Genomic DNA, 17,425 nt, shown 5'->3' on the forward strand with positions numbered 1-17,425 from the left:
CGCAGCTTAGAGAGTTACGTTCAGCGTTGCCCCGTAAAACTTGGTCGGCGGCGTGTTCAAGTTAGAGTTAATGCCAATGGCATTAGAGTTGCTAAAGTTGAATTCTGGGTCGGTGTAGATGTTTTCTTTAGGTACCCAAGTGAAGATGTTTCGACCGAAGAGGTTAACCGAAGCACCTTTTACTAGACCTACCTTCGACACAAGTGAAGCTGGGATGGCGTAAGAAAGCGACACCTCACGAATCTTGAAGAACTTACCAGAAGTAACATAGTTCTCAGCTACCGTACGGTTCCAGGTTGAGTTCTGGGCCCAGAACTCAGCGCCACCAGGCGTCAAACCGGAAGTGTTTGGCGTGTATGTAACATTGCCAGCGGCATCGGTTGAAGGAATAGCCGAGTTAGGGTACACAAAGTTCTGACGATCGTACATGGCGCTACGAGCACCGCTACCAGTGAAGTCAAGGTCTTCACCTATTGCATGATACACTACATAGCCCGTGCGAAGTTCCCCTTGGCCAGCTAAAGTGATACCCTTGTACGTGAACGAAGTATTGAAGCCGTAACGGTACTTAGGCTGAGTATTACCGAAGGTCTGTAAATCACCTGCTTTAACGGGGTAATAATACTGCGTCGGGTCACCCGTTGGGTCAATTGGGTTCTTGGTAGGCGCCAGAATAGTGCGGCCATCTGCGGTTTTCTGGTAGTGCGAGCCACGCAGGATTGGGAATGGCTGGCCCGGAATAGCATACAACTGCGCGTTACCGCCCGTAGACAAAGCCAGCTGGGTCAAGCCATCTGGCAACGAAACCACCTTGTTGGCATTGTAGTTAAAGTTACCACCTACCGTCCAGGTAAAGCCATTATCCAGGCGTACAGGAGTCAGGTTCAGGTCTACTTCAATACCACGGTTTTCTACTTCACCCGCGTTGATCAGGTTGTTTGAATAACCCGTTGCGCGCGAAATGCTGGTAGAGATAGTTTGGTTCTTACTGTTCTGCTTGTAATACGTTACAGCCGTCGATACCCTGCGCTTCAGGAAGGCCAGTTCGATACCTGTTTCATACGAGATAGTAGTTTCAGGTTTCAGACCAGCTACTACCAAGCCGTTGCCGGCGGTGTACGAAGCTGTTGCACCGAAGGGATAGCCAGCTCCCAGGTTGAATACTGGATTTAGAGCGTAAGCACCGAAGCTCTGGTATACACCAACGGGGCTATTGAAAGCGCCGGCAGTTGTACCACCCAAGTTGATCTGGCTCACTTTTGTAATACCCCCACGAATCTTACCGTAGTCCAGGAAGGAAGCATCCTTCAGGGCCGGAATAGCATTGGTAAAGACGAATGATGCGTCAACGGCTGGGTAGAAGAAGCTGCGGTTACTTGCATCCAGGTTAGACACGTTGTCATAACGGCCTGACCCGTGCACATACACGAAGTCTTTGTAACCTACTGTAGCATCAAGATAGAAAGCGTACGTACGTACACGAGCACTAGCATCTGAACCCGTCAGGTTACCAACGCGGTTCGACAAATTGTATAGTCCTGGAGACGACAGACCGGTGGACGCCACGTTACGGAAGTTCGAGCTGAACTGCTGTACGTTGTTACCCAAGATAGCCTGCAAGGAGATGTCACCGAACGTTTTGTCCATGCTCAGGAACGCATCGGAGTTGATACGGTTCTGATTGCTACCTACGTCCTGTACAAAGCCACCGGGCTGGTAGGTCTTGTACGTGTTAGCTACAGTGTAAGGGCTCAAGATGAGCTTATTCTGGAACTGCAGGCTGGACTGGTCGATGTTGGTAATACCAATACGGTATTGGGCACGCAACCAATCAGTCAGTTTGTACGACAAATCAATGCTACCAATGATCGTGTTACGACGATCATTCGTGCGGTTGTTGTCGAGGATGTAGTAAGGGTTGTGATAGAAGTTGTTGTAATAACCGTCCGGAGAAGCGTATGGGTTATTCTTCCAATCCTTGTAAGAGGTGAGAGGCACCTGAACACCGGTGTTAAACCAGTTCCAGTACACCGTTTCGTCGCGGCTGATGTTTGAAGTGGCATCTACCCGCTGCAGCGTGTACGAAATGTTAGTACCAATCGTCAGACGGTTGAACTCGTGCGAAGCGTTGAAACGGAAAGTATTCCGGTCAAACTTATCCTTGGGCACGATACCGTTGTTGTGAACATTCTGGTATGAGGCGTAATACTTGGTTTTAGCATCACCACCCGAGAACGTTACCGAATTTTGCATCTGGTAACCCGTGTTCCAGAAATCGCGCTTTTCATTGGGGCGCGCAACATACGGCAGCATCTGAGTAGTTCCGTCGGACAGCACGTTGCCGAGCGGACGTACTACACCATCGAAACGAGGACCAAACTGCTGGTTTTCGAAGCTATTGTACTGATAGTCTTCGTTGATGTCAACTTCGTTGTTTGGTGCAAACTTCTCCCGGGTCTGGTTCCAAGAGTTAGCGCCCAGACCAAATTCTTCCTGGAATTTAGGCAGGAACGAAACTGATTCCCACTGCGAGGTTTGTGAAAGAGTAACCTTCGACGTAGTGGTGCCCTTTTTGGTTGTAATTACCAATGCACCGTTAGAAGCCTGTGAGCCGTAGAGAGCTGCGGCGTTAGCACCTTTCAGTACCGAGATGTTATCTACGTCGTCGGGGTTAAGTGCGAGCAGAGCATCGTTGGTAGAAATGTTGCCATCAATTACAACCAGTGCTTCGTTGTTACCGGTCAGGGAGCGGCTACCACGGAGCGTAACCCGCACCTGAGGGCTTACACCAGCACCAATAGTCTGCACCTGCAGACCTGACACTTTACCCGTCAGACCGTTAGTTACGTTGGTAACGCGGGCCTGAGTAACTTCTTTCGTATCCAGTGTAGCAGTAGCATAACCAACCTGCTGCTGCTGGCGCTGGATACCAAGGGCACCAGTTACTACTACTTCGCCCAGCTGCTTTGAATCAGAAGCTAGTCCAATGTCAATAGTAGAAGCATCTCCTATTGCACGCTCAACTGCTACGTAGCCAATTGAGGAGAACGTGAGTGCTGTTGCAGATGCTGGCGCACTAATAGTATAGCTACCATCAGCGTTGGTTGATACACCAACGGTAGTGCCTTTTACAAGCACCGTGACGCCGGGCAAACCTTGGCCATTGGAACGGTCGGTGACCCGTCCCGAAATTTGACGGTTCTGCGCGGCCGCCTGCTGCAACAGCACGGGCGCGATCAGAAGCGCACTCAATAAAGTTTTTCGCATGTGAGTGAGTGTGGGTAAAAGTGACTATGAGTGAAATATAAGGGAAAGAACACCTTTGTTAAGCATTCAAGCACCGAAGCCCTTTCAGAGGAGAGCACTTGCTGGGTATACATAACATCGAACCGCAATTTATAAAAAAATCTCAATCGTATAATCCAACTTCCTGAATCAAAGCAACGCCGGCTCTTCATCTCTCATCAGCAGTTAATAATACTGACAAACAGACACTTACCTACAATTCCTCTCCAACTTGCAAGATATCAAAAACACAGCTGCAAGTAGCATGTAATCCCAACCAGCAGTAACGGATTCTTCTCTTATGTCTCTTGTTAGTTATTGCTGATCTAATAAAGACAAAAGAAATTAACAGGTCATATTAATAGGTATAACTTAATTATGCATCACATCTTAACAATTAAGAATATAAGGACTTACGCGAAGAGTATGCGACCTATTTCACTTAATAAGTTACTATGACCGACAAGATTCGTCAACAGGGATCCTACGAGCTAAACAAGCATATACAATGAAAGAAGGACGAGTTAGAGAGTATCATGTAACAAAGGCCAACGTTTCAAATATTTAAAATATTAAATACTGCTTTTTAACAACCATTATTTTATCCTTAGCCGACAAAAATTACACATTTGTCAAAAAACAAATGGTTTTAATTGAATCTCTTCATAACTTTCAGGTCATATAACTGAAGCCACCCAGAAGCACTCTTCTTTTAACTTCTTTTTAACCTCCTGCTACTTTTCACTCACACCTCATTACATGAACAAAACATTACTTCTTGCTATACCTGTAGCTGCTTTAAGTGTAGCACAAGTATTTGCACAAACCCGCACAATTAGCGGCAGAGTAACTGACCGTGCTACCGGTGAGGGTCTTCCTGGGGTTACGGTACTCGTTAAAGGCTCAACGGCCGGGGTATCTACTAATTCAGACGGTTCCTTTACGCTGACGGCTCCTACCGGCGCTTCAGTTCTAACATTCAGCTCTGTTGGCTTTATTGCTTCTGAGCGCACCATAGGCAATGCGAGTCAAATCAATATTGCTCTCGCCGCTGATACTAAAAGCTTAAGCGAAGTTGTAGTTGTAGGCTATGGCACCCAGGAGCGCTCAGAGCTAACGGGCGCAGTAACGAGTGTGCAGGCTCAGGAATTTAAGAACACTCCCATTGTCAGCGTTGACCAGGCTCTGCAAGGTCGGGCTCCAGGCGTACAAATCTCCCAGAACTCGGGTACTCCGGGTTCTGGCATTGCTGTACGGGTGCGTGGTTCTTCTTCTATTACCGCAGGTAATGAGCCCCTCTATGTTGTAGACGGTATTCCGATTAATACGGGTAGCTACACCAACATTGGTACCGGTGGACAAACGACCAACGCTCTGTCTGATATCAACCCCAATGATATCGAATCAATTGAAGTACTGAAAGATGCTGCTTCAGCAGCAATCTATGGTTCACGTGCTTCAAACGGCGTAGTAATCATTACCACTAAGCGTGGCAAGGCTGGTAAAACCAAAGTAAACCTTGGCTACTATACTGGCATCCAGAAAGCCTGGAATCAGCTTACGCCTCTTACTGGCCAGCAGCAAACGGAATTGTTCCTAGAGCAGCTTCAGAACCGCTATCCTATCAACTCAGCTGGTCAGATTCCTGCTTTTGGCGTGCCTTTCCGCAGCTATGCTGATGCGGCCGCATACGCTTTTGGCGGTGCTGGCTTGTCAGTAGTAGGTGGAATTTACCAAGCCGTAGATGATGGTGACGGTGTTCGTGATGTAGCTACTTTCCAGAACCCTTCAAGCGCGCCTAACACTAACTGGCAAAACGAGATTTTCCGGACGGCTCCTATCAGCAATTATGAGCTGACGCTGAGCGGTGGCAATAATGGCACTAGATTCTTGCTGTCAGGAAATTATTTCGACCAAACTGGTATCGTTCTGGGGTCTGACTTCAAGCGTGGCAACGTACGCCTGAACTTAGACCATGAGGTAAATACTCACATTCGGGTAGGTACCAACTTAGGTTTAAGCCGCTCTGCGAGCAACCGTATCCAGAATGATAACAACATTAACGGAGTAGTAAGTACTGCTATTCTGGTAGCCAGCGACATTCCTAAGTACCGTGCGAATGGTACCTACTACAAGGACCCCGGTGCCTCTACTGAAAACCCACTTGCGGCGGCTAAAGAACCGTTCCTGGAGTCAATCAGCGCTCGTTTGATTGGTACTACATTCGCTGAATTTGAATACATCAAGAACCTTCGCTTCCGTACCACGGTAGGCCTAGACTACTTGACATTCCGCGATAATACCTTCAACCCTACTACTACCAATACTGGTGCGGGTGCCAACGGCTCTGCTGTAGCTTCTTACCGCCAGGATGCCAACTTCAACTGGGACAACGTTGTTACCTATAGCAAAACCTTTGCTGAAGCTCATGACATCACGGCGCTAGTAGGGGTAAACTATCAGCAAGACCGTTTTTCTGAGTTGTTTGCTACCGCCTCCAGCTTCCCCGGCAACGACATTCGTCAGCTTTCGGCTGGTGCCTTGAAAACGGGTGCTTCTTCTTCGGCTACCGGTTGGAACCTGTTTGGCGTATTCTCGCGCCTGAACTATGCTTACAAAGGCAAATATCTGCTTTCTGGTAGCATTCGTCGTGACGGTTCTTCTCGCTTTGGTCAGGAAAACCGGTATGGCGTGTTCCCCGCTATTTCGGGTGGCTGGCGCATTTCGGAGGAGAGCTTCATGGATGGTCTGAGCCAGATCAGCAACCTGAAGCTCCGGGCTAGCTACGGCGAAACCGGTAACTCTGACATCGGTAACTTCTCTTCTCTTGCTCTGATTGGTACGGGTGCCAACTACCTGCAACTAGGTGGCCTAGCCCCAACCCAGCTCGCTAACCCTAACTTGAAATGGGAGCGTACAAGCCAGACTGACCTTGGTATTGATTTAGGCTTCTTCAATAACCGCGTTAACTTTATTGCTGACGTTTATCAGAAGAAGACCCGAGACTTGCTGCTAGCTCGTCCGTTGGTTTTTGATACGGGTTTTGGCTCGTATACTGCCAACATTGGCAACATTGAGAACAAAGGTTTAGAGCTAGGTTTAACTACTGTAAACTTTAACGCCAGTGAGCCCGGAGGTTTTGAATGGACTTCCAACTTCAACATCTCCTTCAACCGTAACAAGGTAACCAAGCTGTCTGGCCCGGCATCGGCCGCTGGCTTTGCCAGCTGGCTGGCTGAAGGTCAACCCCTGGGTGCTTTCCGTGGCTATCGGGTAGAAGGCATCTTCCAGACGCAGGAAGATATTAACGCTGTTGACGCTAACGCCAAGTCGAAAACTGGTCTCACTACCTCGGTTTATCAATCTACGCTGACCCGCCCTGGTGACATTAAGTTCAAGGATCTCAATGGTGACGGTGTAATTACTTCTGCTGACCAGGAGATACTGGGTAATGCACAGCCTAAGTTTTACGGAGGCTTTACCAATACCTTGTCATTCAAAGGATTTGACGTAACTGCCTTCCTGCAGTACAACTACGGTAACAAGATCTATAACAACACAAAATCTTTCTCAGAGGGAATGAATGGTGTGTTTGGTCAGACTGCCGGTGTGTTGAACCGCTGGACGCCTACTAACACGAATACGGATGTTCCGCGTGCCGTTTACGGTGACCCGAACAACAACCGTCGTGTGTCGGACCGTTTCATTGAAGATGGCTCTTATGCTCGCCTGAAAAACGTGGTGCTTGGCTATACTTTCTCCAGCGCGCTTGCTTCACGTGCTCACGTAAGCTCACTACGGATTTACGCTCAGGCTCAAAACCTAGTAACCTTTACCAACTATTCAGGCCTTGATCCCGAGGTGAACACTTTCAGCGGTAGCAGCATCTCTCTCGGCACTGATTTCTTGGTTTACCCACAGGCTCGCACTATTACTTTCGGTGTTAACCTAGGCCTGTAATCTCCTTCTTTGCAACTCATGAAAAATATTTTTTTAACACGCTTAGCTGCTGCTGCACTGCTTGTGTCACTGGCTTCTTCCTGTGATAAACTCCTTGATGTAAAGCCACAAGCCAGCTTACCCGCTGACACTGCTCTCACTACGAAGCAAGGTGTGGAAGCGGCTTTGATTGGCGCATATGATGCTGTACAAAGCGGCAACTACTGGGGTTTGCGTTATCTTCTGTTTGCCGATATGGGCGCAGATAACGTACGCTGGACAGGTACTCTACCTAGCTTCGGGCAGATCAACCAGAACAACATCACGGCTGATAACGTGGAGTTGAGCAATATGTGGGCCTCCATTTATAGTGGCATCAACCGCGCTAACTACGTTATTGAAGCTGCTGGTGCTCTATCTGATCCTTCGTATACCCCCGCAACTGCAATAGCTCAGGCGCGTGCACTTCGTGCGTTTCACTACATGAACTTGCTTGGTTACTGGGGTGGCACGCCTGAAGGCTATAACAAACCCAATGGTGTAGGTGTACCGTTGCGCTTAACGCCAACTAAGGACATCAGTGATGCTCAGATTGCGCCAATTGCTCGCTCTACGGAGCAGCAGATTATTCAGGTAATCAATGATGACTTTGATTACGCTATTGCCAACCTGCCAGCTGCTTACACCAGCGCCAATAACCAGAACCGCGGGCGTGTTACTAAGAACGCCGCTATTGCGCTAAAAGCACGTTTCGCTCTGCGCAATGGTGACTACCCAACCGTAATATCGCTTACAGCTCCTTTGCGCGATGCATCAGGCAACTTTGCCCTGTCAGCTAACTACGTGGATTTGTGGGCGCTAAAGAACCAGCAAGAGTCGGTTTGGGAGCTTCAGTTTGATGCTACCGACGCCAACTCCATTGCATTTTACTGGTACCCCACTTCGAGTGGTGGACGTAACGAAGTAGACCCCGCTACTGGCCTACCAGCTGCGCACGAGTCGGGTGACAAGCGTTTACCCGTAAACGTAAACCCTTCACCCGCTGGCACCACGCAGAAGTTTAGCCGCGTTACTGGTGACGACAACGTAATTCTGGTACGCAACGGTGAAATTGCTATTACTCGCGCCGAAGCCTTGGCCCGTGTAGGTGGTATAGCCAACCTGACCGAAGCAGTTAAGCTGCTTAACCTGATTCGCACGCGTGCTGGCTTGGCTGCTTACGTTCTAACCCCTACTGCTACGGATTTGACTGGTCAGAATGGTTTGATTGCGGCTATCCTCAAGGAGCGTCGCGTGGAGCTTGCTCACGAAGGATTCCGGTGGTTTGACCTGCGCCGTACCGGCACAGTAATGAGCACTATTACTTCTATTACGCAGCCTTTCCGTGTGCTGTGGCCTATTCCGCAGCGTGAAGTGCTAAACAGCTCAGGTACACTTACCCAAAACGCTGGCTATTAATTATAGCAGGTACCACACAAAAAAAGCCCTGGCAGTTGCCAGGGCTTTTTTTGTGTGGTACCTGCTATACTTGAAGTTCTGTGATGCGCAGAACTACTGGTTCTACCTCAGCTGCCGGACGCTGTAACCAGTCAATAATTTTACTAGCCACCTCATCTGGCTCGGCCAGCTGACCAGAGGTATGAAAGCCGGCAAACTTAGCCGCCTCACTAAAACGGTGCTCATCGGCACTACGGATATGCTCTTGCATGGGCGTATCAAGGATGCCTGGTGAAAGGCTACGAATCCGTACTCCAGTGCCTCTCAGGTCTTGCTCCTTTTGCGCAGTTTTGGATAGGGCATCGAGAGCGGCTTTAGAAGCTGAGTAAGCTCCCCACCCGTCTACTGCACGCTGGGCGGCGCCACTGCTGATGTTGAGAATGGTGCGTGGGATGGATAAGCCAGAATAGGCACTCAAAAATGTGTTTATAAACATGGCAGGAGCCACGGTATTCACATCAAATACAAACTCAAAGTGCTCGTTCTGGTGCTCACCTAAGTAGCCTATTTCGCCTAGCACAGCGGCGTTATTTATTAGCGTAATACTCTTAGCACCTGGCCTAGCGGAAAATACTTTGTGCAGATTGTTCTGCACAGCGAGCATGTCTGATAAGTCTAATGGTTGATGTGTGTACCGCTCATGGGTGATGGTGGCGTGCCGTGACACTCCAAGCACCGAAGCGTCTGGCAGCTCTAGAGCGGCTTCTGCCAGGGCTTTGCCGAGGCCACGGCTGGCCCCCGTGATGATGTAGTAATGCATGTGGGAAAGGAAAAGGTGGGGTAGAGTACCTAAAAAGTACGCGAGAAAACAAAAGGAGGTGGCCTAGGCCACCTCCTTTTGTTTTAGCGTCATCATACTTGATTTAAAGCCTAGAGAATATATTGGCTAAGGTCTCGGTTACGAACCATGTCGCGCAGGCGCTCTTCTACCAATTCACGGGTGATAAGGATGCGGGCATTGGGGCCAATCAGATCAGGCACATCAAAGAGAATATCGTTGAGCAGCCGGCTCATGACGGTGTGCAGCCGGCGGGCGCCTATGTTCTCGACCTCACTATTGACTTCAAAGGCGATGCTGGCTAAACGCTCCAGCGCCTCATCTTCAAAGCTGAGCTCTACCTCCTCTGCCTTGAGCAAGGCCTCATACTGCTTGGTAAGTGCGTTTTTAGGATCTTTCAGAATCCGATAGAAATCATCCTTGGTGAGGCTTTGCAGTTCCACCCGAATGGGGAAACGTCCTTGCAGCTCGGGAATGAGGTCGGAGGGCTTGGCCACGTGGAAGGCACCAGCGGCAATGAACAGGATATGGTCGGTGTGGATGATGCCGTATTTGGTGCTGACAGCTGAGCCTTCCACAATGGGAAGCAAGTCTCGCTGTACCCCCTCACGGCTCACATCGGGGCCTCCGCCGCCTTTACCACTACGGCTGGCTACTTTATCAATCTCATCGATAAAGATGATGCCTGCATTCTCAGCGTGCCGGATGGCCTCATCTTTCACCTCGTCCATGTCAATTAGCTTCGCAGCCTCTTCATCAAGGAGGATCTTTCGTGCTTCCGCAATGGTGACTTTACGCTTACGCGTCTTCTTAGGAAGCATGGAGCCGAGCATATCCTGAATGCCTGCCATAGAAGCTTCATCTAGGCCGGCTGGCCCACCAATAACGCCAATGCCAGGTGAGTTATTCTGCTGCACCCGGATATCGATTTTGCGCTCATCCATCTCTCCGTTGCGAATCTTCTCGCGAAACCGCTCCCGGGTTTTTTCATTCAGCTCATAGTCAGAATCAGGCAGCTGGTTTCCGTCAGTGGAGCCGAAACCCACCCCCGTCTTAGCTACAGCGCTACCCGATACCGGCGGAATCAGGGCATCAAGGATTAGATCTTCAACGGCTTGCGCCGCCTGGGCTTTTACTTCCTCCTTGCGCCGCTGCCGTACCATGTTCACCGACTGCTCTACCAAGTCACGCACCATGCTTTCTACATCGCGCCCTACATAGCCTACTTCCGTGAACTTTGAGGCTTCTACTTTGGTAAAGGGGGCCCCAGAAATGCTAGCCAACCGACGGGCAATTTCGGTTTTGCCTACGCCCGTTGAGCCAATCATGAGAATGTTGTTCGGGACGATTTCGCGCTGCATCTCGGCGGGAGCGTGCAAACGGCGCCAACGGTTACGCAAGGCAATGGCCACATGACGCTTGGCATCATGCTGACCGATTATGTATTTATCGAGCTCAGCTACAATTTGTGCCGGCGTCAGGAACTCAGCGGAATCTAACATAAGGTAAACTGGTAAACAGAAACAGGTGCCGCAGTATAGCCGGAATCACCGGGAAAGGTTTTGCTTGAGTTTGCGATAAGACACCATTGGCAAGCAAACAGCCGAATGGTTACTCCTTCTTCTTAAACAACGAATTGACGTTGCGAGCTACAGTGAAATAATTGGCCGCTCCAGAGGCATGATAACCGGCGTGGGTGTAGTCAAGCTGAAACTCACTGATGCGGAGCATGGCCCCAAACGAGAACCCCGCCCCACCCGAGGTGTTGTCTAGGCGCAGCTCACGGCGCTGCAGGTGGTTGTACCCAACGCGCAGATTGAAGTTTTTGCTCAGCAGTAACTCCCCTCCTACCACAAAATGCCGGGCAATTTTATCGCCTAAAGTCTTCTTGGGTTTTATCTCGTTTCCGAACTCGTCTAGTTGGCCCCGCTGGTTAGGGTCGAGGTACACAATATCGAGCTGCTGTAGGTGGTGCGCCGAGATTGACAACCGGAACGGCAAATGCTCTGGCTTGATAGAGGTGCCCAACTGCACATCTAGTGGCATGGGCTCACGGCTGGCTCCCTCATACGGCTTTAGCTGGTAGCCAGCATTCCTGACCACTAGGCCTACGGTAAAGTCCTTCTCTGGGTGCTTGAATAGGCCACCAACATCGGCCAGCGTTGCTACGGAATGGTTACCACTAATGCCCGAGACTGCAAGCTTCAGGGTACCGGCAATAGTGAAACTACCGCTGGTATAAGAGTCAGCCGCACTCAAAGCATACTCATTGACGGAAAAGTCGCCGAGGCTATTGCCGGCTGCGTCTACCTGCTCAAACTTACCGTAGTTCAGATAAGTCAGGCCTAGGCCTATGCGGCCGGCGTGTTTGGTGTTGAACACGTAAGCGGCGGTGCTTTGCTTGATATCGGCCAGGTAATCAACGTAGCCTAAAGCCAGACGCCCATCCATATCGGCATTGAGCAGCGCCGGATTGCCGTACAGCATTGTACCATCAGCATCCCGGGATGCTACATTCACACCGCCCAGGCCCGCCAATTTTGCGCTGGTAGGTAAGTTGAGATATGAGAATGCCTGCTGGCCACCTATTTGGGCAACAACTGGCCTAGCTGCTCCTATAAGGAGGGCAACACTGGCAGAACCAGTTATAAAGCAGCGTAGCGGTTTAATCATTGCATCAAGATATAGGGAAACCAGGGCATCCGGTATAGCACGCCATAGGCCACCATTTATTGCGCAAACGCAGGACAATACTGGCCTAGCTTTCGCGAAAAGGAGGACGCTCTTGATATGGCCAAGAAACAGCATGAGGAATCGGAGCAGCAAGTTGCTTCTCTCTGACTCCTCATGCTGCTTACACCAACATAGAAAGCTAATTAACTTCTACACTGGGGCCAACTGCGGCAAGAGGCTCATCCCGCACAATCAGCTTAATGGGGTGCGCAACCTTTTCCTGCAACAGGGCTACCTCAAGCACATCATCAACGCGGTCGGCGTAATGAATGGTCAGGTCTTTAAGGTAGTCAGCGGGTATCTCGTTGATGTCTTTGCGGTTTTTGTGGCACAGGATAATGTCTTTAATACCCGCTCGTTTAGCCGCTAAAATCTTCTCCTTAATCCCCCCAACAGGCAGTACTTTACCACGCAGCGTAATTTCACCCGTCATGGCCAAATGGCTCCTGATTTTCCGCTGGGTAAACACCGAAGCAATACTGGTGAAAATGGCAATACCCGCACTAGGCCCGTCTTTAGGCACTGCACCCTCCGGGAAGTGAATGTGCAGGTCGTACTGATCAAAGAGGCGATAATCGATATCCAGCTCTTCGGCGCGGCTCCGCAGGTAAGAAAGGGCCGTGATGGCCGACTCTTTCATAACGTCGCCGAGCTGGCCCGAGAGCGTGAGCTTACCACGGCCACGGCTCAGCAAGCTCTCAATAAAGAGAATATCGCCGCCCACCGAAGTCCACGCCAGGCCAGTCACCACCCCGGCTGTCTCGTTATCCTGGTATAGGTCGCGGTCGAAGATGGCCGCTCCGAGAATGCGCGAAACGTCTTTAGGCTCTAGCGTGGCTGGGTAAGCCTCTTTCATGGCCTTGCTTTTGGCCAGGTTGCGCACTACGCCTCCCAGCTTGCGCTCGAGGCTGCGCACGCCCGACTCGCGAGTGTAATCATCGATTACCCGCTGCAGCGCGGCGTTGGTGATGGTAGCGTCTTTGGGGCCCAGGCCATGCTCTTGCAGCAGCTTTGGCCACAGGTGCTTCTTGGCAATCTGGGTTTTCTCCTCCAGGGTATAACCCGTCAGGTCAATGATTTCCATCCGGTCGCGCAGGGCGGGCTGAATGGTTTCCAGGGAGTTGGCGGTAGCAATAAAAAGCACCTTGGAGAGGTCGTACTCTACCTCCAGGTAATTATCCGTGAAAGTAGAGTTCTGCTCAGGGTCTAATACCTCCAGCAGCGCCGATGATGGGTCGCCGCGGAAATCGGAGGTTATCTTATCGATTTCATCCAGCACAATAACCGGGTTGGATGCGCCAGCCTTTTTAATCTGCGAGATAATGCGGCCGGGCATAGCGCCCACGTAGGTTTTGCGGTGGCCTCTGATTTCGGCCTCATCTCGCACACCACCTAAGCTCATGCGCACATATTTACGGCCCAAGGCTTTTGCTACGGAACGCCCGAGGCTGGTTTTACCCACGCCGGGCGGGCCATACAGGCATAGGATGGGCGCCTTCATGTCTTGCTTGAGCTTGAGCACCGCGAGGTACTCAATAATGCGCTCCTTGACCTTCTCCAGGCCATAGTGGTCATCATCGAGCACCTTCTTGGTGCGCTTCAGGTTGAAGTTGTCCTTGGTATAATCAGCCCAGGGCAAGTCCAAGAGGAACTCCACATAGTTCAGGCTTACGGGATACTCGGCGGCTTGCGGGTTAATACGGCCCAGCTTATCCAGCTCCTTATCAAAGTGCTTGGCAACGGCTTCAGGCCACTTTTTGGCTTTGGCCCGAAGGCGCAGCTTCTCAATTTCCTGATCTGGGCCATCAAAGCCCAACTCATCCTGCAGCACCTTAATCTGCTGGCGCAGGAAGTAGTCGCGCTGCTGCTGGTCGATGTCGGTGTGGACCTTGGTTTGGATTTCGCGCTTGATTTCCAGGAGTTGAATTTCCCGCATCATCAGCTCCAGCAGCTGCGTACCGCGCTCCACGCCGTCGTTAATTTCGAGCAGCTTCTGCTTCATGCCCACTTCCACGTTGATGTTGGAAGATAGGAAATGCGTCAGGAACGACGGCGACTCGATATTCTCAAGAGCCAACTGAGCCTCCTGCGGAATCTCTGGGTTGAGCTTAAGCATTTTGGCCGCCGCATCTTTCAACGACGACACCAGCGCTTTAACTTCCTTAGAGTTTTTATTGGGGAACGTTTCTACGGCGTAGCTTACCCGGGCCGTGAGGTAGGGCGAGTTCTGCTTCTCCTCCTCAATCTTGAAGCGCGACTGGCCCTGAATAATAATAGTGGTGTTGCCATCGGGCAGCACCAGCAGCTTCAGAATTTTGGCCATAGTGCCCACCTGATACAGATCTACCAGCGCCGGGTCATCACTCTGCACGTTTTTCTGGGCTACTACCCCCACAATCTTATTACCCCGGTACGCCTTACGCACTAACCGGATGCTCTTCTTGCGGGTAACTGTTACGGGCAGCACTACACCCGGAAATAATACAGTATTACGCACCGCCAGCAGGGGCAGAATAGCCGGAGAATCTTCGGGGCTTAACGGCTGATCTGGGTCAGTAGCCACAATGGAAACCACTTCCGCAGGATCATCACTCATCAGCAAAAGGGTAGACAGGGGCGTATTCGGATCAGATTGATTCATGAGCAGGGAGAGCGGAAAGGGAAAGAGAGTGCCATAATGACAGCGAAGAGGCTGGCACCCTTACCCTAAGCAGGATATTCTTTCGAAGGTAAGGATTCGGCAAGTGCCATGCCACGGTAAAGGCAGGGCATTTTGTACGACAGAAGCAGCCAACCCGACAGAGAAAGCACGGCGAATCGTCACTCAGGCCGCTACAAAACAACTACCGTGCGCATCGAAAAATTCCTATTTTTGATCTTCTTTGCGCCGGTACTCCACCGCTCGTGTGCCCCTCTATTTTTATGCCTGCCTTTTCCCGTCTGCTTCTATTCTGCATGTTGCTACTACTCCCGGCTGTTACCTGGGCGCAGCAGAAGGATGGCCTACCGAATTCTCAACGTAAACTTTCGGCCAGGGTGAAGCAGCAGATGCGGCTACGGCCGGATGCTACGCCCAATTTCCCTAACGTAAACCGCATAGCGTATTTTGAAGACAAGAAAGCATTACGGGAAATTCAGAAGGCGGAAAAGCGGAAGAACTGGACGGCAGCCCGCAACCTGCTAGACGCGTACGTAGGCCAGTTTGGCATCGAGAACTTTTATAAAAACACCTCTATGCTCTGGCGCCTGGGCCAGCTGTGGCAAAAGGCGGGCAATGAAGACCGCGCCAAAGTGTACTATAGCCTCGCGCTCAAGCACCGCCGCCAAGACATCAAGAAGGTGCAACTCTATTATGACTCGCTGGAGCAAAAGGAGGCCGACCTCTATGTACCACTCAAGACCTACTACGACATTGTTGAGTACCGCAAAAATATTGCGACGTTCCGGCCGCCAAAGGGGGTGTATACATCTATGGGCAATGTCATTAACTCGCCCTCCGAGGATTACGGGCCCACGCTCAACGCCGATGCCGACCAGCTAATCTTCACCTCTAAGCGTAAGCTGCGTGGTATCAACAGCGTTGTTGATGAGGATTTATACACCTCCCGGTTTGAGAATGGGGTCTGGACGGAGGCAGAGCCTTTGCCCAAGCCCATCAACTCACCGTATAATGAAGGCTCAGCCTGCATCAGTAAGGATGGCAAAACCCTGTACTTTGCGCGGTGCGAGTGCCCTACCTGCCACGGCAATTGCGACCTGTATGTTTCTACCTTCAAGGATGGGCAGTGGTCGATGCCGAAAAGCCTGGGGGCCAGCGTCAACTCCACCGCCTGGGACTCGCAGCCTACGCTCTCGCCGGGCGAGGATACGCTGTACTTTGCCTCTGACCGCCTAGGGGGCTTTGGCCTCTCCGATATCTGGTACACCGTAAAGCAGAAGAACGGACAGTGGAGCCGGGCCCTGAACATGGGTCCTACCGTGAATACCCGGGAGAGCGAGGTAAGCCCGTTTTACCACCCGCTTTACCACGTGCTGTATTTCTCTTCGCGCGGGCAGCTGCTGAACTTCGGCGACTTTGATATCTATAAGACGTACCGGGTGCAGGGCCGCTGGCAGGAACCCATAAACATTGGCCCGCTGGTAAACGGGAAAGGCTCAGAGTACTACTTCACCATTGATGCCGAGTCCAAGAGCCTGTACTACGCCCGCTCGGAGGAAAAGGACATGAAAAACCTGGACCTCTACTCCTTTCCGCTGCCCATGGAAGCGCAGCCGCGGGCAACTACTCACGTAGAGGGCTCCCTGATTGACTCCGTAAGCAGCAAACCGCTCAACGGCATTGTTAGCATTATTGACACGGACAACGGCATTGAGGTAGCGAGTAAGTACCTGCGCGACGATGGCTCCTTTGACTTTGACCTGATTGAGGGCTCTCACTACGTAATGCTGATTCAGAGCCCCGACTTTTTTAGTGTGGAGAAGAGCTTCGCGCTGCAGGGTGATACGGTGATGAAACTGATGACCAACTCCATCGACTACCGGATTCCGCTGGTATTTAAGAACATTGAGTTCGACCAGGACAAGGCTACCATTCGGGCCAGCATGCATCCTATTCTGGACCGCATTGCCGTGTTTATGGTCGACCATCCTACATTCCGCCTCAGTATATCCGGCCACACCGACTCTAAGGGCGACCCGGATTTCAACATGACCCTTTCGCAGGACCGTGCTGAAGCCATCCGGCGATATATTGAGCAGAAGGGCAAGCTCAAACCCAACCGCATTGAGAGTATGGGTTACGGCAGCACGCAGCCGCTAAAAGAGGAAGCCACCGCCGAAGATGCCCGCATAAACCGCCGCGTTGAATTCCGGTTGATTAAGCCCGAGGGCGATACTGGCGGCAAGGCTGAACCTGGTGCTGGCAGTGGCTGGTAAGCCCAGCAACATAAACCAAGCTACTGCTTTAAATACCAGGCAGTTTCTGTACTATGTGGCAGTTGAGCTGGTATGCCTGCTGCTCACCTACATTCCGTGGCTGTTTGTATTGACGCTGCCGGTTTATATTATTCTGGCTGCGCAGCTTTATTTTTCTGAAAAGCCGTTGTGGCAGAAAGTTGCCGCAAGCTTTGGCCCCATTCTATTGTGGCTTGCCGCTTTGCTTCTGTGGAAGCGATTTTTCAGCCTCTACTAAAC

The 17,425-nt window shown here is 51.0% G+C and carries 9 protein-coding genes; 4 read left to right on the top strand and 5 right to left on the bottom strand.

Going from position 1 to position 17,425, the window contains the following annotated elements:
- Window positions 1–6: 6 nt before the first annotated feature.
- Window positions 7–3,267 carry a SusC/RagA family TonB-linked outer membrane protein gene (locus HMJ29_RS02150; RefSeq protein ID WP_171589939.1) on the bottom strand — a complete coding sequence of 1,087 codons (3,261 nt, stop codon included), beginning with the start codon at window positions 3,265–3,267 and terminating at the stop codon, window positions 7–9.
- Window positions 3,268–4,044: 777 nt separating this feature from the next.
- Between HMJ29_RS02150 and HMJ29_RS02155 the strand changes: the two genes are divergently transcribed.
- Together HMJ29_RS02155 and HMJ29_RS02160 are read left to right on the top strand one after the other, a co-directional pair.
- Window positions 4,045–7,245, top strand: coding sequence for a SusC/RagA family TonB-linked outer membrane protein (locus HMJ29_RS02155; protein WP_171589940.1), 3,201 nt, complete (start codon window positions 4,045–4,047; stop codon window positions 7,243–7,245).
- Between the two features lie 18 nt (window positions 7,246–7,263).
- Window positions 7,264–8,682, top strand: coding sequence for a RagB/SusD family nutrient uptake outer membrane protein (locus tag HMJ29_RS02160; protein WP_171589941.1), 1,419 nt, complete (start codon window positions 7,264–7,266; stop codon window positions 8,680–8,682).
- 64 nt (window positions 8,683–8,746) lie between these two features.
- Here HMJ29_RS02160 and HMJ29_RS02165 read toward each other — a convergent pair whose 3' ends face one another.
- The 4 genes from HMJ29_RS02165 to lon form a co-directional block, all read right to left on the bottom strand.
- Window positions 8,747–9,481: an SDR family NAD(P)-dependent oxidoreductase gene (locus HMJ29_RS02165; RefSeq protein WP_171589942.1), complete on the bottom strand. Its 735-nt coding sequence runs from the start codon at window positions 9,479–9,481 to the stop codon at window positions 8,747–8,749.
- Window positions 9,482–9,591: 110 nt separating this feature from the next.
- On the bottom strand, window positions 9,592–11,001 hold the full coding sequence (gene hslU, locus HMJ29_RS02170; protein ID WP_171589943.1) for an ATP-dependent protease ATPase subunit HslU: 1,410 nt from the start codon (window positions 10,999–11,001) through the stop codon (window positions 9,592–9,594).
- Window positions 11,002–11,110: 109 nt separating this feature from the next.
- The gene (gene porQ / locus HMJ29_RS02175) at window positions 11,111–12,172 is read right to left on the bottom strand and encodes a type IX secretion system protein PorQ (RefSeq protein ID WP_171589944.1); all 1,062 of its coding nucleotides are present in this window, start codon (window positions 12,170–12,172) and stop codon (window positions 11,111–11,113) included.
- 199 nt (window positions 12,173–12,371) lie between these two features.
- Window positions 12,372–14,873, bottom strand: a complete 2,502-nt coding sequence (gene lon / locus HMJ29_RS02180; RefSeq protein WP_244678714.1) for an endopeptidase La — start codon at window positions 14,871–14,873, stop codon at window positions 12,372–12,374.
- A 314-nt stretch (window positions 14,874–15,187) separates the two neighbouring features.
- On the opposite strand from lon, the gene HMJ29_RS02185 reads away from it, so the two are divergent.
- Window positions 15,188–17,167: an OmpA family protein gene (locus tag HMJ29_RS02185; protein WP_171589945.1), complete on the top strand. Its 1,980-nt coding sequence runs from the start codon at window positions 15,188–15,190 to the stop codon at window positions 17,165–17,167.
- A gap of 55 nt (window positions 17,168–17,222) precedes the next feature.
- Window positions 17,223–17,423: a hypothetical protein gene (locus HMJ29_RS02190; protein WP_171589946.1), complete on the top strand. Its 201-nt coding sequence runs from the start codon at window positions 17,223–17,225 to the stop codon at window positions 17,421–17,423.
- Window positions 17,424–17,425 lie beyond the last annotated feature (2 nt).

The sequence above is a fragment of the Hymenobacter taeanensis genome, assembly GCF_013137895.1.
Classification (GTDB): domain Bacteria; phylum Bacteroidota; class Bacteroidia; order Cytophagales; family Hymenobacteraceae; genus Hymenobacter; species Hymenobacter taeanensis.